The 24,484-nt window shown below is 34.9% G+C and carries 23 protein-coding genes and 1 pseudogene; 7 read left to right on the forward strand and 17 right to left on the reverse strand.

What is annotated here, in order from left to right; translation table 11 throughout:
* The first annotated feature begins 140 nt into the window (after positions 1–140).
* Together BG05_RS27705 and BG05_RS27710 are read left to right on the forward strand one after the other, a co-directional pair.
* The gene (locus tag BG05_RS27705; RefSeq protein WP_002125290.1) at positions 141–1,532 is read left to right on the forward strand and encodes an amino acid permease; all 1,392 of its coding nucleotides are present in this window, start codon (positions 141–143) and stop codon (positions 1,530–1,532) included.
* Between the two features lie 181 nt (positions 1,533–1,713).
* A complete protein-coding gene (locus tag BG05_RS27710) occupies positions 1,714–3,261 on the forward strand; it encodes a hypothetical protein (RefSeq protein ID WP_003187242.1) in 1,548 nt (515 codons plus the stop codon).
* 35 nt (positions 3,262–3,296) lie between these two features.
* On the opposite strand, the gene BG05_RS27715 is transcribed toward BG05_RS27710, so the two are convergent.
* The gene (locus BG05_RS27715; protein ID WP_033733751.1) at positions 3,297–5,018 is read right to left on the reverse strand and encodes a DUF2339 domain-containing protein; all 1,722 of its coding nucleotides are present in this window, start codon (positions 5,016–5,018) and stop codon (positions 3,297–3,299) included.
* 134 nt (positions 5,019–5,152) lie between these two features.
* The gene (brnQ1, locus tag BG05_RS27720) at positions 5,153–6,454 is read right to left on the reverse strand and encodes a branched-chain amino acid transport system II carrier protein BrnQ1 (protein ID WP_407465341.1); all 1,302 of its coding nucleotides are present in this window, start codon (positions 6,452–6,454) and stop codon (positions 5,153–5,155) included.
* A gap of 253 nt (positions 6,455–6,707) precedes the next feature.
* On the opposite strand from brnQ1, the gene BG05_RS27725 reads away from it, so the two are divergent.
* On the forward strand, positions 6,708–8,093 hold the full coding sequence (locus BG05_RS27725) for a peptide MFS transporter (protein ID WP_003187245.1): 1,386 nt from the start codon (positions 6,708–6,710) through the stop codon (positions 8,091–8,093).
* A gap of 30 nt (positions 8,094–8,123) precedes the next feature.
* Here the strand turns inward: BG05_RS27725 and BG05_RS27730 are convergent, their stop codons facing one another.
* From BG05_RS27730 to BG05_RS27750, 5 genes are all read right to left on the reverse strand, one after another.
* Positions 8,124–9,245: a YHYH domain-containing protein gene (locus tag BG05_RS27730; RefSeq protein ID WP_033731018.1), complete on the reverse strand. Its 1,122-nt coding sequence runs from the start codon at positions 9,243–9,245 to the stop codon at positions 8,124–8,126.
* Between the two features lie 145 nt (positions 9,246–9,390).
* Positions 9,391–10,023: a class A sortase gene (locus tag BG05_RS27735; RefSeq protein ID WP_002186970.1), complete on the reverse strand. Its 633-nt coding sequence runs from the start codon at positions 10,021–10,023 to the stop codon at positions 9,391–9,393.
* A gap of 115 nt (positions 10,024–10,138) precedes the next feature.
* Positions 10,139–10,612, reverse strand: a complete 474-nt coding sequence (locus BG05_RS27740) for a DUF2178 domain-containing protein (RefSeq protein ID WP_002090909.1) — start codon at positions 10,610–10,612, stop codon at positions 10,139–10,141.
* Positions 10,605–10,823 (reverse strand): helix-turn-helix transcriptional regulator, encoded by a 219-nt coding sequence (locus tag BG05_RS27745; protein ID WP_002167109.1) that lies wholly within the window; start codon positions 10,821–10,823, stop codon positions 10,605–10,607. The genes BG05_RS27740 and BG05_RS27745 overlap by 8 nt, the downstream gene beginning before the upstream one ends.
* Positions 10,824–10,935: 112 nt before the next feature.
* On the reverse strand, positions 10,936–12,186 hold the full coding sequence (locus BG05_RS27750; RefSeq protein WP_002186966.1) for a 3D domain-containing protein: 1,251 nt from the start codon (positions 12,184–12,186) through the stop codon (positions 10,936–10,938).
* Between the two features lie 661 nt (positions 12,187–12,847).
* On the opposite strand from BG05_RS27750, the pseudogene BG05_RS32240 reads away from it, so the two are divergent.
* Both BG05_RS32240 and BG05_RS27760 read left to right on the forward strand, forming a co-directional pair.
* Positions 12,848–13,351: pseudogene (locus BG05_RS32240) on the forward strand (methyl-accepting chemotaxis protein); the annotation flags it as partial.
* A gap of 132 nt (positions 13,352–13,483) precedes the next feature.
* A complete protein-coding gene (locus tag BG05_RS27760; RefSeq protein WP_002010553.1) occupies positions 13,484–14,296 on the forward strand; it encodes an undecaprenyl-diphosphate phosphatase in 813 nt (270 codons plus the stop codon).
* A 45-nt stretch (positions 14,297–14,341) separates the two neighbouring features.
* Here the strand turns inward: BG05_RS27760 and BG05_RS31900 are convergent, their stop codons facing one another.
* Both BG05_RS31900 and BG05_RS27765 read right to left on the reverse strand, forming a co-directional pair.
* Positions 14,342–14,470: a hypothetical protein gene (locus tag BG05_RS31900; RefSeq protein ID WP_003187247.1), complete on the reverse strand. Its 129-nt coding sequence runs from the start codon at positions 14,468–14,470 to the stop codon at positions 14,342–14,344.
* Between the two features lie 18 nt (positions 14,471–14,488).
* Positions 14,489–14,692 (reverse strand): hypothetical protein, encoded by a 204-nt coding sequence (locus BG05_RS27765; RefSeq protein ID WP_002125270.1) that lies wholly within the window; start codon positions 14,690–14,692, stop codon positions 14,489–14,491.
* Positions 14,693–14,863: 171 nt separating this feature from the next.
* Here BG05_RS27765 and BG05_RS27770 point away from each other — a divergent pair, with 171 nt between their 5' ends.
* Positions 14,864–16,018 (forward strand): VanZ family protein, encoded by a 1,155-nt coding sequence (locus tag BG05_RS27770; protein WP_002188324.1) that lies wholly within the window; start codon positions 14,864–14,866, stop codon positions 16,016–16,018.
* Between the two features lie 4 nt (positions 16,019–16,022).
* On the opposite strand, the gene BG05_RS27775 is transcribed toward BG05_RS27770, so the two are convergent.
* The 6 genes from BG05_RS27775 to bdhA form a co-directional block, all read right to left on the reverse strand.
* A complete protein-coding gene (locus tag BG05_RS27775) occupies positions 16,023–17,336 on the reverse strand; it encodes a D-arabinono-1,4-lactone oxidase (protein ID WP_002125266.1) in 1,314 nt (437 codons plus the stop codon).
* Entirely contained in the window at positions 17,324–18,496 is a 1,173-nt protein-coding gene (locus tag BG05_RS27780) for an amino acid deaminase/aldolase (protein ID WP_002186959.1), read from the reverse strand. Before BG05_RS27780 ends, BG05_RS27775 begins: the two co-directional genes overlap by 13 nt.
* A gap of 113 nt (positions 18,497–18,609) precedes the next feature.
* Complete coding sequence (sph, locus tag BG05_RS27785; RefSeq protein WP_003187254.1) at positions 18,610–19,611, reverse strand: sphingomyelinase C; 1,002 nt, start codon at positions 19,609–19,611, stop codon at positions 18,610–18,612.
* Positions 19,612–19,687: 76 nt separating this feature from the next.
* Positions 19,688–20,539: a phospholipase CerA gene (gene cerA / locus BG05_RS27790; protein WP_002029789.1), complete on the reverse strand. Its 852-nt coding sequence runs from the start codon at positions 20,537–20,539 to the stop codon at positions 19,688–19,690.
* Between the two features lie 264 nt (positions 20,540–20,803).
* The gene (locus tag BG05_RS27795) at positions 20,804–21,148 is read right to left on the reverse strand and encodes a potassium channel family protein (protein ID WP_000948238.1); all 345 of its coding nucleotides are present in this window, start codon (positions 21,146–21,148) and stop codon (positions 20,804–20,806) included.
* A gap of 118 nt (positions 21,149–21,266) precedes the next feature.
* Complete coding sequence (gene bdhA / locus BG05_RS27800) at positions 21,267–22,319, reverse strand: (R,R)-butanediol dehydrogenase (RefSeq protein WP_000645834.1); 1,053 nt, start codon at positions 22,317–22,319, stop codon at positions 21,267–21,269.
* Positions 22,320–22,545: 226 nt separating this feature from the next.
* Between bdhA and BG05_RS27805 the strand changes: the two genes are divergently transcribed.
* The gene (locus BG05_RS27805) at positions 22,546–23,700 is read left to right on the forward strand and encodes an MFS transporter (protein WP_003187257.1); all 1,155 of its coding nucleotides are present in this window, start codon (positions 22,546–22,548) and stop codon (positions 23,698–23,700) included.
* An 18-nt stretch (positions 23,701–23,718) separates the two neighbouring features.
* Here BG05_RS27805 and BG05_RS27810 read toward each other — a convergent pair whose 3' ends face one another.
* Complete coding sequence (locus tag BG05_RS27810; RefSeq protein ID WP_033733756.1) at positions 23,719–24,048, reverse strand: hypothetical protein; 330 nt, start codon at positions 24,046–24,048, stop codon at positions 23,719–23,721.
* A 16-nt stretch (positions 24,049–24,064) separates the two neighbouring features.
* The gene (locus BG05_RS27815) at positions 24,065–24,406 is read right to left on the reverse strand and encodes a hypothetical protein (protein ID WP_002125258.1); all 342 of its coding nucleotides are present in this window, start codon (positions 24,404–24,406) and stop codon (positions 24,065–24,067) included.
* Between the last annotated feature and the right edge of the window lie 78 nt (positions 24,407–24,484).

Genomic DNA, 24,484 nt, shown 5'->3' on the forward strand with positions numbered 1-24,484 from the left:
GAATTTTAAGTTTAAGTCCGACAAGTTCAGATGTAGTACAGTTCATTTTGATTATTTTTGTAGCATAACAGATAGAAATGTTTTATAATTTGAAATAGTTAAATATTTAGGTAGCTCATTCTACAAGGGGGATTCTTCTTATGCAGCACACAAACAAATCTGGAACTTTAAATCGAGGTTTAAAAGAACGACATATTACTTTAATGTCACTTGGTTCGGCTATTGGCGTTGGGTTATTTTTAGGATCTGCTTCTGCTATTAAACTAGCTGGTCCTTCCATCTTACTAGGTTATATGATCGCTGGACTCGTTATTTTTTTCATTATGCGAGCGCTCGGAGAAATGGCAATTGAACAACCGGTTGCCGGCTCTTTTAGTAAATATGCTAATGATTATATCGGCCCACTTGCTGGCTATATTACTGGTTGGAACTACTGGTTCTTATGGGTTGTTACTTGTATGGCTGAAATTACGGCGGCTGGAATTTACATGCAGTACTGGTTCCCAGATATCCCGCGCTGGACTTGGGCACTACTCGCTCTATTATTAATGAGCGCTTTCAACTTCTTATCAGTAAAAGTATTTGGAGAACTTGAGTTTTGGTTTGCTCTCATTAAAATTGTCACAATTATCTGTATGATAGTGATTGGCTTTGGTATTATTCTATTCGGATTTGGAAATGGCGGCGTTGCAACTGGTATTTCAAATCTTTGGGAACATGGGGGCTGGTTCCCAAATGGCTTCTCTGGATTATTGCTTTCCTTACAAATGGTATTATTCGCTTATCTAGGCGTTGAACTAATTGGTGTTACAGCTGGTGAAGCTCAAAACCCGAAGAAAACACTCGCAAAAGCTATCGATAACGTATTTTGGAGAATCCTAATCTTTTACGTCGGGGCATTATTCGTTATGATGGCAATTTATCCATGGAACGAACTTGGCGAGAAAGGAAGTCCATTCGTATTAACATTCCAACAAATCGGCATTGCAAAAGCAGCAGGTATTATTAACTTTGTTGTATTAACAGCTGCACTTTCTTCTTGTAACGGTGGTTTATTTAGTACAGGGCGTATGCTATTTACACTAGCACAACAAAAGAAAGCACCTGAACGATTTGGACGTTTAAATAAAAATGGCATTCCAAGTCAAGGTATTATAGCAACTGCGATTGTTTTACTCGTTGGCGTTATATTAAACTATCTCGTTCCTGCAAAAGTGTTTACATGGCTAACTAGTATTTCAACTTTCGGGGCAATTTGGACTTGGGGTATAATATTAGTCGCTCAAATTAAATTCCGTAAAGGATTACCAACTGAGAAAAAAGACAAGCTAACGTATAAAATGCCTTTACATCCATTAAGCTCTTACTTCTCACTTGGCTTCCTCGCACTTGTACTAGGTATTATGGCGTATTCAGAAGATACACGAATTGCATTAATCATTGGCCCAATTTGGCTTATCGGCTTAGCTATCGTGTATTACATGAAAGGGTTTCATAAGATCGATGAAACACCTAATTCAAAAATTAGTTAAACAAGCTATCCCTTCCTTATTAATTGGAAGGGATTTTTTATTGCCTATATAAATATTTCTCAACAAAATTCACGGTATTTTTACAATTTTTTAATATTTTTTACGTTTTCTGTCTTTATTTTTTCAGAAAAATAAATTACATTATTAAAGCACATATATTTATTATTAGGGGGATTCTTCTATGAAGAATAAAAAATGGATTACATTTTCTTTAGCAACAGCAATTACACTTAGTATGGGGAGTTCGTTCATACCGTCTACTTATGCCGAAAGCTCTGTAGACCCAGCTCCTGAAATTGCTGCAAAGGTTGTAAATCAAAACAATGGGAAGAAAGTATTATTTGATAATACGCACGGTCAAACTGCCGGGACAGCTGACTGGGTTATTGATGGCGGCTTTTCTGATTTCGGAAACGGCATTGCCCAAAACGGATATCATGTAAAAGAACTTCGTAAATCAACACCTATTACATACGACGACTTAAAAAATTACAACGTGTTTATCGTTCCAGAGGCAAATATTCCTTACAAAAAATCTGAACAAGACGCAATGTTACAATACGTGAAAAATGGCGGCAGTATTTTCTTCATTGCCGATCATTATAATGCAGATCGTAATAAAAACCGCTGGGACTCCTCAGAAGTGTTCAATGGATATAGACGCGGGGCATGGGATAATCCAGCAAAGGGAATGTCTAATGAAGAAACAACTTCACAAGCTATGCAAGGAGTAGAAAGCTCTGATTGGCTATCCGATAATTTCGGTATTCGCTTCCGTTACAATGCACTTGGTGATGTTTCAGCTAAAAATATTGTCTCACCTGTGCAATCATTCGGAATTACAACTGGCGTTTCATCTGTAGCAATGCATGCCGGCTCTACCCTTGCGATTACAAATCCAAAACTAGCGAAAGGCCTTGTATATCTTCCAGAAAATCCATCAAAATGGAATAACGCTGTTGATAGCGGCGTTTATAACAGTGGTGGCGTTGCAGAGGGGCCTTATGCTGCTATTTCGAAAGTTGGTCTTGGAAAAGCTGCCTTTATTGGTGATTCTTCTCCTGTTGAAGATGCTTCGCCAAAATATGTTCGCGAAGACTCAGGTCAAACAAAGAAAACTTATGATGGTTATAAAGAAGAAAACGATGCTGTTCTATTAGAAAACATCGTGAATTGGTTAGCGAAACAAGAAACATTTACAAGCTTAGATCAAGCGAGTGGTTTACAGCTTGATGCACCTACAGCTCTACAAACATTTGAACAACCAAGTTTATCAACAGAACCACAACCAGAACCTTGGAGCGCACCAAGTCAAGGTTACCAGTGGTTCAATACAAATACTTTCAAACCAGGTTCATACGGCTATAACGGTGCAGTGACAACGAGTGATTACGTAATTACGCACCCTAGCATTCTACCAAACAATGAAGTGTTCCAAATGAAGATTCAAGTAAATAACTTATTACCAAATACAACGTACAATAATTATTCTTTAGGTATCTTCACAACTGGCGGAACACAGGTGGCAAAAGTTCAAAATACAAATGGCACTTGGCCATCTTCTTTCGGATATAGCAGTGCATTCTCTTTCATCACAAATAACCAAGGATCTGCTGAAAAAATTGTGAATGTACAACTTGATCCAAATACAACTGGACAAGCAACACTTCGTCTACGTCAAAATACGACAGCGAAATATAGTGAAACTGTAACGATTAATAAAAAATAATGAAAAAGGCAATCCGAATATGGATTGCCTTCTTTTCACTTCTCTTCTTTTGAGAAAAACATTCTTGAAATAATGATACCTATACTACCAACGATTAAGAATAACACCGCCCTGATCATCATCGACACCTCTGGTAAGTCGAGAAGGAATAACTTCCCTACTGTTACTACTAATACGACTAAGCCAGCATATAATATTTCGTTCATCTGTCTATAACGGCCAAACCAAACTGCAAATAACGCATATACCATCCATAATAACGATACAGATACGCTAATTATACTTCCATCTGTAGAAAGAACTTCACCGATTCTAGTAATTGTAATAAATACAATAACCATTAATGAGTAGAGCGCTATAGAGTACACATATTTACCAAAACTCGCTAGCACTTCTTTCGCTTGTCTCATGCAATAATAGAACGTTCCTATCAAAATAATATGAGCGACAAATCCTGCCGAAATGAAATGATCAAACGGGCTAAAAATCGTCTGCACCATTCCAATAGCATAAATCGTTGCACTTACATACAATTTAATATTTTGCTTTACTTTAATAGCAGTAACCATACCAAGGAAACCTTGTAACAATAATACGATTGCTGCATTCACCAAACTGTACTCGTATAAAATCGCTAAACTAAATGAACCCATTGCAAAGCCAAATATTAGATTTGTAAATACCGAATGTTTATTCTTCCTATATTCAAGTGCGAACATAACAACATGCACAAATGCACTTATAACTAATCCCCGCGTTGTAAATTCAGGAATTTGAGAAATAGCTAAAATAAAGAAAACTGCATTCGCACTAAATATCGCCAATCGTGCTTCTTGTATAAAACTTCTCTCCGAAAACATATGCCAAAATAATAGTAAATGAATTGCACCGTATACAACTGTTAACTGTACTTGCACATTCTCTACTAATATTGACATAACAGCAAAGAAGACAAATAGGACAATTGCCGCCACAACATAAGAAATCATATACAAGTACTTATAACGGTTTCTCAATGCATACCATAATAGACTAATTGTTAATATCGTCTCATAACTAAAGAAAATATACGTATTAGGAGTCGTACTATTTAACAAGAAAGGAACAAAAAATGCTCCCACCGCCACGAAAATAGCGAGGTATTCCGATTTATATCTTTTCGCTAAATAAATACCTAAAATAACCCATATAATGTTGCAAATAAACGCAATACTTGCTGGAATGAATCCATATAAATAATGTGCCGCAAACGTCGTTAAAACAATACCTGTAATACTTCCTCCAGCTAATACTAATCCTAACGATTGCCGCTCTCGTTTAATTTGAATATCCCCTATATAATACAAACCGATAGATAAGGCGATACCAAACACAATTCGTATCGCTGGTGTTAATAAACCAGCATCTACCCCTGCTTTAAATAACCAAATAACCCCAAGTAGCATAATACCGACAAATATGCGTGGTAACCACGTTTGACAAAACTTTATAATATTAAATGGTTCTGGTTTAAATGCAGATATATCTACTTGTTTCACCTCTGGCTCTTGCATGGACTTCCTCGTCTTAACTACATCTTCTTGTAACTTTTCATTACTTACCGCTTCAATATATTCTTTCTTTTCCTTATTAACATTTTGTTGAACTTTATCTACTTCTATTTTTCTTTGTTTCGCTTTCAATTCATAAAATGCCTCTTGCATCGTTTCAATTGCCGTTTCGAGTGCTTCTATTTTCTTATTCAAATCCTCCTTCATACGCTCCCCCCTCATCATTCATGTAAAACCTATATATTACCAATTACCTTTATCATACTCTTAGTCTATTCATTTTCAATACTATTTTTCCCAAAAAAGAAAGGTGTTTTCCGAAATAGGAAAACACCTCTTACTTATTTATTCTTATTTATAGCAATACTAACAATTACACCGAGGCAGACACCTACAAATGCCGGAACAATCCAACCTACACCTTCTGAATAAAACGGAAGCATTTTTAGTAGTGGTGTCCATTTATTCATCAGTACACTTTTGTTTAAAATATCAATCGCACTAAATACCGCTACGAGTCCAATCGTTACCGAATATACGTATACATACTTTCCAATATACTTATGGAATAACCCTAAAATAATAAGCGTTAGTGCAACTGGATAAATAAATCCAAGAATCGGTACCGATACTTTTAAAATTTGCGTTAATCCTAAATTAGCTAAAACCATACTAACAAAACTTAATATAAATGCCCAAACTTTATAAGATACTTTCGGAAATACACTTGCGAAAAATTGACTACAAGACGTAACAAGTCCGATGGAAACGCATAGACAAGCGACAGTAAAAATAAGACCTAATAAAACTAACCCACCTTGTCCAAATAATGTAGTCATAACTTGTGCTAACACTTTCGCACCGTTATCAAATGTACCCAATGAACCACTAATTGAACCAACATATCCAAGAATGACATAAATAATAGATAATAAAAGCCCTGCTCCAATACCAGCAATACTCATATATTTTGCTAAACCTTTATCATCCGCTACACCTTTTGCACGCAGAGCATTTGCAATAACAATCCCAAATATTAAAGCTGCTAACGCATCCATCGTTAAATATCCATCTAAAAATCCTTGGAACATAGGAGCTTGTCCATAATTTCCTGAAGGCTCTTTCACACCGCCTACTGATGTAAACATACTTTTTATAAATATAATAGCAATCATACATAATAATAAAGGCGTTAACACCTTTCCAAACAAGCCCATTAATTTAGACGGTGATAAACTTAACCAGTAAACAATACTAAAGAAAATAGCCGTGTACAATAACAAAACTACGCTATCCGCTTCTGGGAACAACTGGCCTGGCCCCATTTCAAAAGCTAAACTTCCTGCACGTGGTATACCAAGACCTGGTCCAATAAATAAGTACACAATACACGGAAAAATAATTGCAAATGAAGAATGAACCCTGCCCGCTAACGTTTGAAAACTCCCTGCTTTCGCAATAGCGATAACACCTAATATAGGAAGCCCTGTTGCTGATATAATAAAACCTAACAATGCAATCCATACATGTTCTCCTGCTTCATATCCAAGGAAAGGTGGAAATATAAGATTTCCGGCCCCAAAGAACATAGAGAATAACATAAGACTAATAAGCAAAATTTCTTTTTTCTGTAACAATTTCATTTCTTTCTCCTTCTTCAATTTCACCTTACATGAAATCAATTCCACAAATAAAAAAATGCGGTAATCCGCTTCCTTACAAAGAAAACATAGTCCATAGTCTATCACAAAAGAAACACCCATTCTATAGCTATTTCCCTTTTCAAATTTCTTCTGAAAAATCAACCTTTATTGACTTATAATAGTTAATAAAGTAAAATATTAATCATACAATACTATTAACTTTGTTTTTTGCTTGTGTCAGGAGGAAAATATTATGGAATCAGCGATACAACTAGAAAGAGAACAACAAAGAAAAAAGAAACATCCTCCAGGTTTATACTTACTCTTCTTTACAGAAATGTGGGAAAGATTTAGTTACTATGGATTACGAGGATTATTAACATTATATTTAACAACAGCTTTAGTAAGTGGTGGTCTTGGGTTTAGTCCCGCTTGGGCACTCTCTATTTATGGATTTTATACTGGTGCTTGTTATTTCACACCATTGATCGGTGGATACTTAACGGACCGTTTTCTAGGCAAACGAAAAGCCATCACAATTGGTGGTATAACAATGGCAATCGGTAACCTTACACTATTTGCCTTGCAAAACCAAGTCGGTCTATACCTCGGATTAGCGCTTATTATTATCGGTAATGGATTCTTCAAACCGAATATCTCTACACTTGTTGGAGAATTATACGAAGAGCACGATCCAAAACGTGATAGTGCATTTACAATTTTCTATATGGGTATTAACGTCGGTTCATTTTTAGCTCCACTCGTTTGCGGGTTTTTATCAGAAAATTTATTTAAAACAACAGTGGACGGTGTTGTTCATTTCGGATTCCGTTACGGTTTCTTAGCCGCTTCAATCGGAATGATCATTGGACAAATTTTATTTACAACACTATCAAATCGCTTCCTTGGTGATATCGGTAAAAAACCAACTCGCGATTTGCAAACGGATGCTGGACAACAAACAATAGGAAATACACCGTTAACAAAAAAAGAAAAACAACGTACAACAGTTATCGTCATTTTAACATGCTTTGTTGTCTTCTTCTGGGCTGGATTTGAACAAGCTGGTAGTTCGTTAACATTATATACAAACAAATTTGTAGACCGCTCTGTGTTCGGATGGGAAGTTCCAACATCTTGGTTCCAATCGGTCAATCCGTTATTTATTATTTTACTTGCACCAGCTATTTCAGCATTATGGGCGAAACTGGCAACTAGAAAAAATGGTGACATGAAAATCCCAACAAAAATGGGACTTGGTATGATCTTACTCGGTATCGGTTATATTGTTCTTGTTATCGCTACATTAAAAACAGGCAGTGACGAACATAACATTACAGAAAAAGCAAACTTACTATTTATCGTCTTTACGTATCTTTTCCATACGTTAGGTGAGCTATTCTTATCACCTGTCGGGCTATCAATGGTTAGTGCTCTCGCTCCAGTAAAACTAGCCTCTTTATTAATGGGCGTATGGTTAGCAAGCTCAGGTATTGCTAATATTTTAGGCGGACAGCTTGCAAGCTTCACAACTTCACTTGGATATGCTGAAGTATTCACAGTTATTGGCGCTGTGGCGATCGTTTTAGGTTGTGTTTTATTATCAATTTCTAAGAAATTAGTGAAATGGATGGATTAAAAAAAGATGAGGAAAATTCCTCATCTTTTTTTACGCTTTCTTTCCCTTTTCTATTGCTTGTTCATACAAGCCTTTATGTTCTTTATATTCACTTGGCACGAAACTCTTATAGAAGAACGAAAGCCAGCTGTCTCCTTTTTTATATCCTTCTTCTCGAATTTCCGCTGCCTTTTTATTTGATTTAAATCCTTCAGTAAACCATTTCTTTAATGTTTCATTCTTTTCATACTTAGCAGGAACTTTTAAGTCGTAGTTTTCAAATGCATATGTATATCCAGCTTTTTCCGCTGCCTTTTTAGCAGACTTATATCCCTTTTCATACGCGGTTTCATATACTTTCACATATGTATCCTTTTCAGTATTTCCAGGTTTCTTTTCAGCTAATTCTTTACCAGCCTTTTCACCGAGTTCTGCTTGTTCTTTTTCAATTTTTGCTGTTCTCTCTTTATTCCCTACTTGGAAACCTTCTGCAAAGTTCCCCTTAAACTCAGGAGTAATTTGACTATCGTCCATTGCTTCTTGTGTTAACCCTTGCTCTTTACCTTTTTCAAAATGTGCTTTTTTCTGTTCTTCTAAAGACCACGTCGCAGCATACGCAGTTGTAAATGCTTGTTTATATGCGTCTGACTTTCCAGCTACATGTCCTTCTGCATTATTCTTTCCTGCTTTAAAATCTGTCTCTCCACTTTTTTGACCTTCAGCTTGTCCCTTTTCAGCCTCAGCTTTACGCTGCGCTTCCTCTGCCTTACGTGCTTCTTCTGCTTTACGTTGTTCTTCTGCAGCACGCTGTCTCTCTTCCTCTACTTTGCGCTGTTCTTCTGCAGCACGTTGTCTCTCTTCTTCTGCTTTACGTTGTTCTTCTGCAGCTCTTTGTTTCTCTGCCTCAGCCTTACGCTGTGCTTCTGCTTGTTTCTCTGCTTCTACAGCACCATTATTATTTTGGCTAGGAGCTGGACTCGTTGTACCACTATTAGAAGCTGGTTTATTGTGATAATGATATTCCCCGTACTGCAATCCCCATTTTTCACAATTTGTACGACACGTATGTCCACCATTAGCATCTGTACGTCCTGGATGTGCATAAGCAGAAATTGGCGCTACCAATAACGCTACACTTGTTGTTAAAAGAAGTTTTTTTACTTGCTGTTTCACTTTTGTTCCTCCCAAAATCTAGAATCATTACTTTATTATATAAAAATAGAAAAATATTTAAATACCAACTGAAATATTCTTTTATTTCTCAACATTGGATAAAAAAAGAAGGTTCACTCTTTAAAGAGTGAACCTTCTTTTTTCTTTATTTCTTAGCCTTTGTTCCTACTAAATCACCCGTAATAACAAAACGCTTAGAATTATCCTTAACAGATACACATGTAATAAGTGTTATCTCATCTTTCCCATGATCCTCTACAACTTCCCATTTATCAGGAGTCACTTCAGATACACCGGTAACAGTATACTCATACTCATTTGCATTGTCATACAAATAAATTTTATCGTTCTTCTTTAAAGTTGATACATCACTAAATAAAACACCTTTTTTTGACATATTATGCCCTGCAAGTGCATAATTCCCTTGTCCCATTACTTGATTTTCTCTTACAGTTGCCGCACCTGATAATAAATTCTTTTCAGTCGACGCTTTTAAAACAGGAAGTTCTAATGAGATGCTCGGAATTGAAATACGACCGATTACTTGTTTTTTATCTAACGATGCACTCGCTACTTCTGCCAAGTCTGGTTGATTAATTTTTGAAGCATCTACAAATTCTGTATCATGCTTTTCATATTCCATCTTTTGAACAGCTTGTACATTCGCTGTCTGCTTCTTCTCTGCATTATATCCATCATAAAATGGCTTTCCGATTAATACACCACCTACAACAAATAGAAGGATTGCTACTATACTATAAATTCTTTGCTTATTCATATACAATTCCTTTCCGTTACAAAATCTTACTCTATATAAAATGATAAGATAATATTGCTGTATGTACAAGTGTAAGCTGAAAAGAAACCTTCTTGCTTATGCAAGAAGGTTTCTTTTAAACTAACTTATTTCTGTATAGGGATACGTGAAAGACCGTCATTTGAATAAAGAAAATAGAGAATATAATATACAGTGGGTACCCAGGAAGATAGTCATTAATAATAGGCGAAAAAGTTAAAAACCCGACTGCACAAGGTAACACATACCATAACGAAACAAAAGTTGTTCGACAGGCTTTATCCGTAATCGCTTTTTCACGTTCATCTTCTAGTGGAAATAATAATGGATACATCCAAAAAGATAAATTCTTGTATTTTTTCTTTTGAATTCTATAAAAAATTGTAACTATAATAGCTCCAATAAATAATAAAATGAATGGTGCTCCATTAAACCATACTTCAAATGGGAACTTCTCGTTTTTAATTATATCTGCTAACTCTGTAATAACACTATAAAATTCAACAAATGTCCAGCAGGCTAGCGCAGTATAAAGCACGTTTACGATATAAGAAACCCCAATTCTATTCATCCTCTTCCCCCTCCTTATTTAAAACAAATACATCTTCCATCTTTAACTCGAATACATCACAAATCGTCAATGCTAGTAATAATGAAGGAACGTAATCCCCTTTTTCAATTGCTGCAATTGTTTGTCTCGTCACTCCGACTTTTTCCGCTAATACACTTTGTGTAAAATTAAAACGAGCTCTTAATTCCTTCACTCTATTTAAAATGGTCAAATTTACCACCTCTCACTATTATTGTATGATATCCTTAACAAAATGTAAACTCAACTTAACATTATTTTTATAAAAAAATCCAACTTTACGTTTTGTAAAGTTGGATTACGTTTTAGTTTAAAATTGTAACTTTAACACTTCTTCTGCCCCAATTATTAGCTGTAGCTGAATCTGGCATTAATAAATCAATTATATGACCTTTAATCGCACTACCAGTATCTCCAGCAATCGCCGTACCATAATTTTCCACATATACAGTAGAACCTAATGGAATCACAGCTGGATCTACAGCAATTAGTTTCATGTTTGGATTTGCAGTCAAATTATGTCCTAACTTAGACTTTACAATTTCACCCGGTTTATAGCCATTTTCAGATGGATCAGCTGTATAAGCAGTTGCTGTTACATAAAATTCTTTTCCACCTTGAGCTGGTTTTGGATCCGGCTTAGTTGGTGTTGTATCTTTAGCTACAGGCTCTGCCGGCTTAGCTGCCTGTTCTTCTTTTTGCTTAGCTGCTGCTGCCTTCGCTTTTGCCAACTCTTCTTGCTCAGCCTTTGCAGCTGCTTCAGCTTTTGCGCGCTCTTCTGCTGCAATTCTTGCTGCTTCTTGTTCACGAGCAATTGTTTCTTGTACTGCTTTCATATTTGCTTCAACTTTTGCTTTCTCTTCCGCTGCTAAATTAAGTTGGCTTGCAATCTGATTATATTTAGCTTGAACTGTTTGTAAGTTATCTTGACGTTTTTTCAAGTTATCTTGCAAATCCGCTTGTGCTTTTGCTAATTTTTGCTTATCTACTACTAAAGATGCTTCTTTTTCGTCAATTGCTTTTTTATCTTCTTCAATTTGACGAAGATCTTGTTCTTGTAGACGTAAAATTTCTTTATCTGCTTCTAGAATAGTAGTAACTGCGTTCATACGTTGTATGAAATCTGCAAAGTTTTTTGATTCTACAACAACTTCTACTACTAAACTCGTATTTGAGCTATTTTGAACAGAAACCATACGTTTTTTCATAATATCCTTACGAGCAAGGACTTTATCTTCTAAAACGATAATATCTGCTTTTTTTTGTTCAATCTGCTTATGTGTTTCATCGATTTTACGTTGAATAGCAGCTTGATCCTCTTTATTTTTTGCAATTGTATTATTTAAATTATGTAGTTCATTTTCGATACCTTGAATTTCTTTACTAACAGCTTGCTTCTCTTGCTCTTTCTTCTGCATATCTGCATCGTTTTGCTGCAATTGCTGTTGCATGTTGTTAAGTTTCTCGTCGTTTGACTCTGCTTTTACAGCGACTGTACTAGAAAGAACGATAATTCCTGCTAATACTAGACTACTGATTCGCTTAAAATAGTTCATAATCCGACTCCCTTCTTATACAGTTATACATGATTTATTTTACAGTTTGTTTACAGAACCATTAAATACAGTTTATTTTTCATGACAAAAAAAGAGAATTGTGAACAAAATGTAATAGATTCTTAAATATTTAACAATTCCTATATTTAAAAATTATAAAAGATACTAAAATCCAAATATAGAGAAATTAAAAATCCTAAAGGCGGTTGAATTAAATAAAATGTTTACTCAAAAGAAATCACTCCAACATAAAATTGATCAACTAGAAACTCATATACATGAACTAGAAGCAGAATTAAAACAAAAAGATGTGGAAAAACAAGAAATTATATCTTCTATCCATAATCGTGTAAAAAGCGTTATGCAAGAGCACGAACTTGTAAATAGCCAACATCATACACTCCAAAACTTAATTCAACAATTGAACGCATGCTTTGAAAATGTTTCTACGCGTACTACACATTCCAACGAATTAAATAACGAAATGCTACAAAAAGAGCAAAACTTAATTCAATCTATTGAAGAAATTATCGATTGCTCTAATGAAGGAAAAGAATCCGTTCATCGCTTACTCATTGTAATTAATAGATTAGGTGAACAATCTCAACGTACTTCTAATAGTATGAATCATTTAAGCGAACGCTCTAAAGAAATTGAACAAATTGTAGAAGTGATTCAAAACATTGCAGCACAAACAAATTTACTAGCGTTGAATGCAAGTATTGAAGCTGCACGTGCTGGAGAACACGGTAAAGGATTTGCTGTTGTTGCTAATGAAGTAAGAAAACTAGCTGAAAGTACAGCTGAAAGTACAAAAAACATCGGTAACTTAACGAAAAAAATTCAAGAAGAAATTGAAAAAGCATACGATAACACAAAAGATAATTTGCATTTAGTTGATGAAGGTGTAGAAATGAGCGCCGATACTAACGCTAGAATTGAAAATATTTTAATAATGATTCAAACATTACAAAGTGGCGCTACAAATGTTATTAAAGCTATCGAAAACCAAAAATCTTGTAATGATGATATATTACGAGAATTTGCAAATACACAGCAAATGTTCCAAAAATTAAATACTACTATTATGAATCATATTCATGATGCTGAAAAAGTCGATGTTCAATTATCAAAAAGTCTTCAAGAAACAGTAGCTTCTCATTAATAATAAAAATCCCTTATACCGGTATAAGGGATTTTTATTATATTTCGAATATTTATTTCTTCTCAATATTCATCCTCTCTTTTGCTATAATGGAAAAGTTGTTTCTTTCGACTAATAAACAAGGAGGTTATTATGGAACAATTTTACTACATTTTAAAATATTTAATTCTTGGTCTGTTCCAAGGGCTAACAGAGCCAATTCCGATTTCTTCAAGCGGTCACCTCGTTTTAGCACAGCATTTGCTAGGACTAAAAATAGAAGGGTTTAGCTTTGAGCTACTTGTTAATTCAGCTTCATTATTAGCTGTATTACTTATTTATAGAAATGATTTAATTCGTCTAACAAAGAATGGTCTATCTTATATATTCACAAGAGCAGAAGATGCAAAATCAGATTTCTTCTTTATTATTTACCTTGTTATTGCAACCATTCCAGCAGGTGTAATTGGAGTTTTATTTAAAGATTATATCGACCACTATTTAAAAGGTGTTAAAATGGTTGGGATTTCCCTTCTTATTACTGCTATCGGCCTTTGGATTATTCGAAACTTGCGTGGACGTAAAAATGATGGCGACCTTTCTATGAAAGATGCAATCATTATTGGTCTAGCACAAGCTTGCGCACTAATTCCTGGTATAAGCAGATCAGGTGCTACAATCGTGGCAGCAATGTTACTTGGTATGAAGCAAGAAACAGCTCTTCGCTTCTCATTCTTACTATACATTCCTGTTAGCTTAGGTGGTTTATTGTTAAGTATTACAGACATTGCAAACGATCCAAATTTAGATACATTATTTGTACCTTATATTGTTGCTTTCATCGCAACATTTGTCATGACATATATTTCATTAAAATGGTTTATGAACATTATGGCAAAAGGAAATTTAAAATACTTCTCTTTCTACTGTATTATCGTAGGTGTGCTAACTATCATTTTCTTATAAAATGAAACTTTAATCAGTGGGGGTTTTGTTCATCCCTCCTGATTATTAGCCCTCACCAATCGGGCTTTTACCGACAGCAGGGCTCCCACCTAACTTCTTTGCTCCACCTGAATTTTGAGGTGGGAGTTTTACTGCCCACAAATAGCGGGATAAAAAACCACTTACTGCCCTCATACAGTAAGTGGTTTTTCCTTATGCATAAACTTTCTTTTCCTGACAATACAAGCGAATAGCATGTGAATTTTTTTGAAATAAATCATGTGTTAAGCGAATAATAATAAAATTTCGTTTTGTATTATCATCATGAACAAAAATCTGTTCCCCCTCTTGAAAACGCCATGTGCTTTCAAAAGTTGTAATATGATCCCCGCTTACCGAAAAAAGCTCATATTGCATATCATGTACCCTCTTTCAACTTGTATAATCATAATATTTTTATATTGAACTTATTATAACTTAATCTATTTTAAATTTGTAATTTTTTCTATTTCGAGCTATTTCAACTTTGTTTTACATTCTTTTAAGCGCTATAATGATAAACGAAATTTCATTGAAAGGAGCTTCATTTTGACTGCATATTTATTTCCAGTAAAAACAGCTTTTATTTTATTTCCTATTTTAGCAATGTTTCTCTTAATTCCTTTTTTAATATTTAATTATCGAAAATACGGTTATTTAAATAAATGGCGCTCATTTATTTTATACTCATTATTACTCTACTTATTAAATGCCTATTTTCTTGTTATTTTGCCATTACCACAAACGTATGATACTTGTAGCCTACAACCGGCTAATACACAGCACATGCAACTCTCACCATTTTATTTCATACAAGAGATTAGTAATCATACATCGGCAATTTTAACGAAACCTACTACTTATTTCTTGTTATTAAAAGAATCTGCATTTTTACAAGTTGCTTTTAACGTTCTATTAACCGTTCCATTCGGTATTTACTTACGTTATTATTTCCGACGTAGTTTCTTACAGACTATTTGTATTTCTTTTTGTCTTTCACTATTTTTCGAGCTAACACAAGTGACTGGACTATATGGTATTTATAATTGTGCATATCGCTTATTTGATATCGATGATTTGTTTTTAAATACACTAGGTGGCGTAATTGGTTTTATCATTGCACCAATATTTACGTACTTCCTTCCGAAAGCAAACGAGTTAGATAGTCGTATTGATTTGGAAACGAAACCAGTCGGATTCGTTCGTCGCCTTATCGCGATGCAAATTGATTGGATTTTCTTATCTATCGTTGTACCTGTCATTAAAAACAAAGGAAATTCTTTCTTCATTTCTAATATCCAATCTTACACAAATGTATACGAACTCCTTTTCATTACATGTTCAATCTTAATTTACTTTATTATCATCCCATATTTTACAAATGGAAGAACAATAGGGAAAGCGTTGCTTCGTATTTACATTAAAGGACAAGCAGAGCGTATTACACTAAAAGAATTATTCATTCGTTACGGTATATTCTATTTCATTTTAGGTGGAATCAATTACATTCTTTCTAGTAGCTCTATTTTAAATCATACAGAGCCTTTAGTATTACTAGTTATACTGTTATTCCAATTTGTAATTAACGGGCTATTTATTATTCATGTTTTATTACATGTATTTAGCAGTGATAAATTACTATTTTACGAGCGTATTAGTCATACAAGAAATGCAATTACACTTAAAAAAGCTGACAAATACTAATTTGTCAGCTTTTTTTCATAATCGTAAATAACTTTTCTGTATAAGGGCTTAAAAATATTCCTGTTTCATCTAGTGACTTCCTCACTTTTAGAAACGAATGCAATTCTGGATATATATTTTGCAATTTTTCGTACGTTAACGTATGCATTTTCCCCCAATGTGGGCGCCCTTCATACTTTAAAAAAATTTTCTCCACTTCACCAAAATAAGCGGCATACTTCATACCTTTATACATATGAACAGCTATATACGCTGAATCTCTTCCATATGCTGGACTGAGCCATATATCATCACCTCTCACGTAGCGGCATTCAATCGGGAAGTGCACCTTATACTTTTTCTTTTCAATAAGATTTGAAATTTCTTCTACAACAGCCCTCATATACTTTGAAGGGACACTGTACTCCATTTCATAAAATGGAACTGTACGTGATGTAGCGAACACTTCATAGCTTGGTCCAATTATTTTCGTGTTCGGTACAGCCTTAGCTGATAATCGGCTTACTCCTTTACTTATAGAAGGAAACCATTTACACCCTTTAGATAATAAAGAGAACATCCTATTTTCAAGTAACTCCACCTTTAGTTTATGCCATTTCAAATCACTTTCTTTACTCGTTGTTTCGTTTGTAAATTTCACTTGTACTTCATCTGAATAAGGAAAAACGAAAAATTCAAAATGACGATTCTTCTTATATTCTTCTAGTTTGTTCATTACAGTAGACAATGATTGTTTTTCACTTTCATAAACAAGCGAATACGCTGGGATAACCTTCAATTTTATCTTTACAATGATACCTAGCATTCCAAGCGACAACTGAAATGCTTTCCAATATTCGGCGTTCTCGGTTTCTGAACAAACTATACTCTCACCTGTTGATAAAACTGCCGTGATCTCTATAACTTGTGTTGATAAACTCCCAAATGTAACACCCGTCCCATGAGTTCCCGTACTAATCGCTCCTGCAATAGATTGTGAATCAATATCTCCTAAATTTTCTTGCGCATAACCTTTTTCCTGAAGTAACTTCCCTAAATCATGTAGCTTTGTTCCCGCCCATACTTCGGCAACCTTCTTCTCTGCATCAATATTTGCAATGCCCTTCAATTCATCTAAAGAAACTAAAATTTCTTCCGTTTGCACAAGAGGTGTAAAAGAATGCCCTGAACCGACAACACGAATTTTCTTTCCTTTTTTTCGTGCAAGCCCCACAACTTCTACTACATCTTGTATACTTTTTGGATACATCGTATAATGCGGTGTTCCTTCTACATTCCCTGTCCAATTTCTCCATTTTTGTCCCTTTATAGAAAGCATTGTCCATCCCCCCGATATGTTGAATACTCTCCAACGATTTCCCCTTGTTTAATGCGATACAAAACAGGAAAACGCTCACATAACTCTCCAGCTTTACTATGACGAAACAAGATAGAATCTCCTATCGCTACTCGTTCCTCACCGTCATAAAAAATTGGCGTTTGCACTTCACCAGCACCTTCTAACGCTAATAGTCTTGCACCACCCGGCCTCCAAATCTCAGGCTCTTTATCTTTACCAACTGCACCTGAGGCAATATATCCGCCACCTAGGCAAGTATAAATAAAAGGAGCCGGTTTGCGTACAACTGGTAAAGCAAATCCGGCAGCTGGCTGAAATTTTACTTCTTTATAATAGTCAAACAGTTTAGGAGAGTAAAAGGCGGATCCTACAGTAATCTCTGAAACTGAGTTATCTTGCTCAGTTGTTTTTATACTTCCTGTTCCTCCCCCATTTACAAATCTTAGTTCAATACCAAGGTTTTGTATTTCTTTTACGATACGTTCTCTTCTTTCTTTAACCTCTAACACTGATTTCTTCTTTAAATACGAAACAGCTTTACTTTTCATCCATTGATTCGGTATATGATCCCCCACCCCGGCAATTTGAGCTTCATATCCCATTACACCATCTAGTATTAAATATGATGAGCCCTTCACCTTTTCTACTATTTTCAAAGCGCTCTGCACATCTTTTACCGGGGATCTTTTTACACCAAAATGAAATTTCAAAAAACGACTACTCATATCAATATCCAAACAAACGCGAAAACACCCTTTAGACTTCTCAGCAATTTTTTCTAAATAAGTAATATGGTCTTCACAATCCACCATACAAGTTATAATGTGCCCTTGCTTTGTCAGCAAACTAATTTCATGTAAAGCTCTTTCATCATAAACAGGATATCCGAGCAATAAATCATTAAATCCTTGTTCAATTAAAAACAAAGCTTCTCTAGGAGAAAAACACATAATACCTTGAAAGCGATTATTTGCAGCCAAAATCTTTTTCATAATTGGAACAGAGCGTAATGATTTACTCGCTATACGAATCTTCTTATCTCCACTTAACTCTATAATCGATTGAATGTTCCTCTCTAAAGCCACTTCATCTAAAAATGCACACGGTAATGGAACTTCCTTAAAAATTCCTCTATCCACAGTTTTCTCTCCTCTTCTATATATGTCTTATACATATTGGAAAGAAAGAATGATTTTCCTGTTTTCAAATAAAAAAAGTTTCTTCTTTACGAAGAAACTTTTTCAAGGCTACTCTACTTCATAGAAATAGTCGCCTCTACTGGATAATGATCCGAGTAATCATTATATGTATATTCTTTGAGCCATGACGTAACAGTCCATTGTGGCGATTTCGACTGTAACACCTTATTCTCTATATACGATGGATTAGCATGGTCCTTACTTGTAATAATATAATCTAAATACTCGGCAGGGCTATCGGGGAAGTTATATTTCGCAATACTGTTTGTCGTCGCATCCCAAGTTGCAGTATGTCCAGTATAAGATGGAATAGAAGCGTGCAATGTTTTGAACATGGATGCGTACTCTGAGTCACTATTATTCTCAGCATTTATTTTATTCACATTCATATCACCACCAATTAACACATACTCGTTATTTGGTATATTTTTATTTTTAATAAACTCTTGAATTTCTTGTAGCTGTTTTGTACGTACAGATGCTGGCGAAGTTTGTCCACACATATTATCTTCAGCTTGTAAATGTGTCCCAATTACATGAACGAAACGATCATTTTTCTTAACTTTTGTGTATACAAATCCTTTATTTGATAAGTTATCTGGCCCACATCCTTTTTCAAATACATATTGAATCTTTTCAACAATTGGCCATTTACTCACAATAGCTACACCGCCATCTTCAGGGGTCGAAGATGAATAGTTACCTAATGTTTTATCCCATTCGTTTCCGTTACTACGACCTAATACTGCCGTTTGATTTGGATATTCTTTCTTCAAATTTCCTAATAAGCGATTTGAAGCGTTATTATCAAATACTTCATTTAATATAACAACATCTTGATTTTTCATATAATCCGCTGCCCCAATTAAATCAGCACGCTCATTTTGTCCCCAGTTCGGATATAAGTTCGTTGATAGCATGTACACATTATGCGTCATCACTTTTAATGTATTATTTTGATTTATAGACATTTCTGCTTGAGCTGAAGATCCACTATATAAAGCTCCTAAACCAATCCCAAAGCTAAGTACACCTTTTAGCAATTTACCTTTCACGTTTCATACCTCCATGTACTGTGTAGTGATAAAAAGGCCAAATACTCTATTCTGAGATTTGACCTTTTTCAAATATTTAACGATTTCCGTACGTATCAAACCAAAGCTGGATGTATCCAGCAGTAACACGTTGTGCATCCATTAATCGCGTACCTGTCATTGGTGTAACTTCAGCGCGCCATTTATCTGCATATTCTTGTGATACAGCTGCTTTCACGAACCAATCTTTCGTATTATCATTTACAATGCCAGAGTAATCTTGTTTCGCAGCTACTGCCGCTCCATGAATCCAATCTTCTGGATTTGTACCTTTCCAGTTCCAATATCCATTTCCATCCGTTACTTTATAATTATCTTTTATCGTATCTACAAAGTTTTCATATTTAGAATGGAACCCTTGTGGATACGAAAGATTTGTAAAGTTTGCCGCATGCATCGGTTGATTTACATCCCCTAAGTAATGAAGAGATAACCCCAAATAGAAGAATGCTTGTTTCATATCTTTATTTTTGTATGACTCACCTGCTAATTTGAAATATTTAGCTCCAGTTTCCTTTGCCTGCTTTGCAAATGGAATATAAGTTTTTCCATTGTCAGGGTCATAGAAGTGTGAAGCAAATGTGCTATTATCATAATAAGGATTTTCATAGTCAGCAGCATAAATACCGTTCTCTAACTCCGTACGCCATTCATTTAATAGTGCAACTTGATCTTGTTTTACAAGTGTTGTATTACGAGACATAATATCCATTGCACGGTTTACAATCCATAAATGAGAGTTTACGCCTTCTTTATGCTTATCTTCAGCAGACCAGCGGTGAACTATATTTATTCTACTTCCCCCATCATTTTCATGAGCAAATGCAACACTTTGTAACGGAGCTACTAATGTAATAGCTGCTGCTAAAGCAAGAACTTTCTTTTTCATCTGAAATCCTCCATTTTATAATTGAATTATTTTTCATATTTTGTTAGGATCCTACGATGTCTTCCGGTTAACCTATGACTAGAATATCCCACCTTTCACAAAATTTCTATCAATAAATTAAAATATGCAAATGTTCATATCATTATAACTTTATACATAGTGAATATAATGAATGAATACACTTACATTGTAATAAAATATTGTTAAGCTACTGCAAATACTTGTCTAAACTAATGTAAAAAAAGAGTAAAGCGATTAACCGCTTTACTCTTTTTTTCTTTTCGATAATATACTTGGCAGTTGCACATTAACTGCCAATTTATGAATAAATCCAAACACTAATCCAATCCCAATAAATATGTATAAGATTGTAAATACCTTTCCGAAATCAGTTTGCGGACTAAAATTCCCATCACCGACAGTCGTCAACGTAACCACACTAAAATATAGAGCGTCAAGAGGACGTAATCCTTCAACTGTACTATAAAAAATCGTACCAGATGTTAATGTTAAAAATGTTAATACGAATAATACTTGAAATTCTTTATCTTTCCACGCTCGTAAACAAGCTTTTAGCATCCGTTTCAATGTCAACATAAATGAAAGCATTAGACTTCCCCTTCCAAACAAAATACCTGTAGTTAAAGGAAAGTCTATCACCTTTCTGTATAGAAAAAAAGTAGCCCTCTTCTATTTCTAGAAAAGGGCTACTTTTTACTATTCTCTATTATTTAGGTGAAACAAGAATTTTCACTTGTGTTTTATCTTTTACAAGTGCTTCAAATCCTTCTTCAACAACTTGATCTACTGTGATTTTTTTCGTAATTAATTTCTCTGCTTGAATTTGGCCAGAGCTAATTAATTTAATAACAGCTGGGAAGATATGACGGTATCCAAGAATACCGATAACTTCTTTTTCTTTTAGTACAAGATTGTTTGGCGTAATTGTCGCATCTTTTTCCCACACACTAACAATTACAGTTTGTCCTTCAAAGCTTGTACTTTCAATCGCTTGACGAAGTACTACTTCGACACCTGTTACTTCAAAGCTCACATTTACACCTAAACCATTTGTTAAGTTACGAATTTCTGCTAGTACATCTTGAGTAGCTGGATTTAATACATAATCCGCACCTGCTAATTTTGCTAACTCTTGACGTTCTTTAGAAAGTTCTACTGCAATAACAGGAGTTGCTCCTGCTGCTTTAGCTGCTTGAATGACAAGAAGTCCAATTGGACCACAACCAAATACTGCTACAGCTTCCCCTTCTTTTAATTTACTTTGACGTACTGCATGAACTGCTACCGCTGCTGGTTCTACAAGTGCACCTTGTTCATACGTCATTTCATCAGGAATATGGTGGACCATATCTTCTGGTACTACTGTATATTCAGAGAAACCGCCGCCTTCTCCGCCAAGACCGTGGAAAACAAGTTGTTCACAAACATTGTAATGTCCATGTTTACAAGCTTCACATTTACCACAAGAATAAATTGGTTCTACAACGACGCGATCTCCCACTTTATGAGAAGTAACGCCTTCACCGATTTCAACTACCTCACCACTAAACTCATGACCTAAAATAACCGGTGCTTTTACGTGTGTTAATGGGTGCTCTTCTGTTGGAATAAAAATAGGTCCTGCTAAATATTCATGCAAGTCTGTTCCGCAGATACCACACCATTTCACTTTAATCTTAACTGCTCCTGGTCTTACAGTTGGTTCTGGTACTTCTTCTACTCGTACATCGCGTTGATTATGCCAAAGTAATGCTTTCATTTTATACATCCCTCTCTACGTATATACTTAACCTGGTGAAGTTTACCAATCTATTATAATACTTCTATCCATATATTTCAAAAAAACAATCTCAATTCCACTAAATTTTAACAAATAACGTTCAATATTTTGTCACTTTGTACTTTTTTCCACATCTGTTAATGCTAATTTCATTGCGGTTGAAATTAGCATTATGCCATAATAGCATAGGAGAGGTGAATATCGCTTGAAATATTTTATTTACTTTATTGTTATCGTAGCGTTTTTAGATACATTTTCACAATTACCTATTATGAGTACGTTCGCTCAAAGTCTTGGAGGATCTCCTCTTATTATTGGGCTAGTTGTCGGTATGTACTCATTCGCTAATATGATCGGTAATATTATTGCTGGCGCTGCTGTCGATAAATTTGGTGCAAAAAAAATACTTTATATAAGCATGGGACTTACGAGTTTCATAGTCTTGTTATACACCGTTGTTCAAAGTGGTGAACAACTATTAGTTGTGCGCTTTATGCACGGCTTTAGTGACGGATTTTTAATTCCTGCTGCCTTTACGTTTTTATCAAAACAAACAAATTCAGCAAGACAAGGTAAGGCAATGGCTCTATCTGGTGCTGCTGTTGGAACAGCGGCAATTGTAGGACCGGCTTTCAGTGGAATTATGAAAGCAACTGCTGGTATAGAGTGGGTGTTCATCACCATTTCTATTTTAATGGTCCTTGGTACAATCGTATCTCTATTCTTCTTACCAAATAACGTATCAAGAAAAGATACCTCAAGAACACAAATGATGAACAAAGAAGATATGATTGAACTATTGAAATCAGAACCGTTATTGCAAGCATATATTGGTGCTTTCACACTAATGTTCTCACAAGGAATTGTCACTTATATGCTACCAGTGAAAGTTGAGGCATTCGCGCTTAAAGCATCTACAACAGGAATGATGTTAAGTGTATTCGGAATTACCGCTATCCTCTTCTTCTTGCTACCAACAAACCGTATTTACGATCGATTTAATCGTTCAAAACTCATGCTAATTGGGATTGCAGTAATGGCATTCGCGTTATCTTTACTTGGATTATTCGCAACAAAAGGTATGCTCTTTATCGTTATGATGATTTATGGCATTGGATTCGCTATCCTTTTCCCATCGATAAATGCATTACTTGTTGAAAATACGACAGATGATAAGCGCGGAAAAGCATTCGGATTGTTTTATGCTTTCTTCTCATTAGGAGTTGTTGCTGGCTCCTTTACAGTCGGAGCAATCGGGGCATCGCCTAGCGTCAGCTTCGTTATCGGAACTGCATTCTTGTTAACATTTGCTGGAATGATTTTTGTAAGAAGCAAAGTAAAAAAGACAATGATGGGTTAATTCCATCATTGTCTTTTTTTAAAATGCATATTGATATAATCCGTAATATAATGGCAGCGTTGGGATAATACCAATTAATTTGAATATAAAAGGTAGCGGTTCATCCTTCTCTTCATATAAACGTAAAACAAAAACGGCACTCAAAGTCCAAATAACACTAAACAGGAAGATGCATTTCCAAACGAGTGGGGTTACTATCTCTACATCAAAGACAAAACCAAATAGCCCAATCCACGTGATTATAGTCACCACAAAATCAAACTTTTGAATTAGTGTTTGAAACATGCCTCTTACTAGCGAAGTTATAGTTAATATCGCTATAATTACTAAATAAACTTTCCACAACATAATGATAAGCTCCTATTCAACTTTTGACTTTCAACAAGCCGTATTTAATAAACAATATGGCATTATATTTTTCATAAAGATAATACAACGGATAACAAAATAAGAAGAAAATAAGTACAGTTGGTACATCATCTATAATAGAAAAATATTTTACTAGTAATTCCTTAATACTCTCTCCAATCATAATAAACAGTGGAATTATACAAATTGCCGCTAATATTAAACATGGTGTGATCCTCATTTCTTTTAATTTCACCTTACAGTGTGGACACCTGAATGAAAAAGGATGCGGGAGATCAATAATATGTTGTGCAGTAATATTCCCTTCACACTGTGGACATTCAATTATTTCTTTCATTTAGTTCACTCCTTTCTATCCATAAAAAAGAGCCCTATCGAATAGAGCTCTTTGATTGCCGAATATATCACTTTTGTG

Origin of the sequence: Bacillus mycoides (assembly GCF_000832605.1) — a bacterium.
GTDB lineage: Bacteria > Bacillota > Bacilli > Bacillales > Bacillaceae_G > Bacillus_A > Bacillus_A mycoides.

Excerpts from the sequence above, each read along its gene's own strand:
- BG05_RS27705 (WP_002125290.1), top strand. The coding sequence starts at position 141 with ATGCAGCACACAAACAAATCTGGAACTTTAAATCGAGGTTTAAAAGAA.
- BG05_RS27710 (WP_003187242.1), top strand. The coding sequence starts at position 1,714 with ATGAAGAATAAAAAATGGATTACATTTTCTTTAGCAACAGCAATTACA.
- BG05_RS27715 (WP_033733751.1), bottom strand. The coding sequence starts at position 5,018 with ATGAAGGAGGATTTGAATAAGAAAATAGAAGCACTCGAAACGGCAATT.
- brnQ1 (WP_407465341.1), bottom strand. The coding sequence starts at position 6,454 with ATGAAATTGTTACAGAAAAAAGAAATTTTGCTTATTAGTCTTATGTTA.
- BG05_RS27725 (WP_003187245.1), top strand. The coding sequence starts at position 6,708 with ATGGAATCAGCGATACAACTAGAAAGAGAACAACAAAGAAAAAAGAAA.
- BG05_RS27735 (WP_002186970.1), bottom strand. The coding sequence starts at position 10,023 with ATGAATAAGCAAAGAATTTATAGTATAGTAGCAATCCTTCTATTTGTT.
- BG05_RS27740 (WP_002090909.1), bottom strand. The coding sequence starts at position 10,612 with ATGAATAGAATTGGGGTTTCTTATATCGTAAACGTGCTTTATACTGCG.
- BG05_RS27750 (WP_002186966.1), bottom strand. The coding sequence starts at position 12,186 with ATGAACTATTTTAAGCGAATCAGTAGTCTAGTATTAGCAGGAATTATC.
- BG05_RS27760 (WP_002010553.1), top strand. The coding sequence starts at position 13,484 with ATGGAACAATTTTACTACATTTTAAAATATTTAATTCTTGGTCTGTTC.
- BG05_RS31900 (WP_003187247.1), bottom strand. The coding sequence starts at position 14,470 with ATGAGGGCAGTAAGTGGTTTTTTATCCCGCTATTTGTGGGCAGTAAAA.
- BG05_RS27765 (WP_002125270.1), bottom strand. The coding sequence starts at position 14,692 with ATGCAATATGAGCTTTTTTCGGTAAGCGGGGATCATATTACAACTTTT.
- BG05_RS27775 (WP_002125266.1), bottom strand. The coding sequence starts at position 17,336 with ATGCTTTCTATAAAGGGACAAAAATGGAGAAATTGGACAGGGAATGTA.
- cerA (WP_002029789.1), bottom strand. The coding sequence starts at position 20,539 with ATGAAAAAGAAAGTTCTTGCTTTAGCAGCAGCTATTACATTAGTAGCT.
- BG05_RS27795 (WP_000948238.1), bottom strand. The coding sequence starts at position 21,148 with ATGCTTTCATTTATGTTGACATTGAAACGGATGCTAAAAGCTTGTTTA.
- bdhA (WP_000645834.1), bottom strand. The coding sequence starts at position 22,319 with ATGAAAGCATTACTTTGGCATAATCAACGCGATGTACGAGTAGAAGAA.
- BG05_RS27810 (WP_033733756.1), bottom strand. The coding sequence starts at position 24,048 with ATGTTGTGGAAAGTTTATTTAGTAATTATAGCGATATTAACTATAACT.
- BG05_RS27815 (WP_002125258.1), bottom strand. The coding sequence starts at position 24,406 with ATGAAAGAAATAATTGAATGTCCACAGTGTGAAGGGAATATTACTGCA.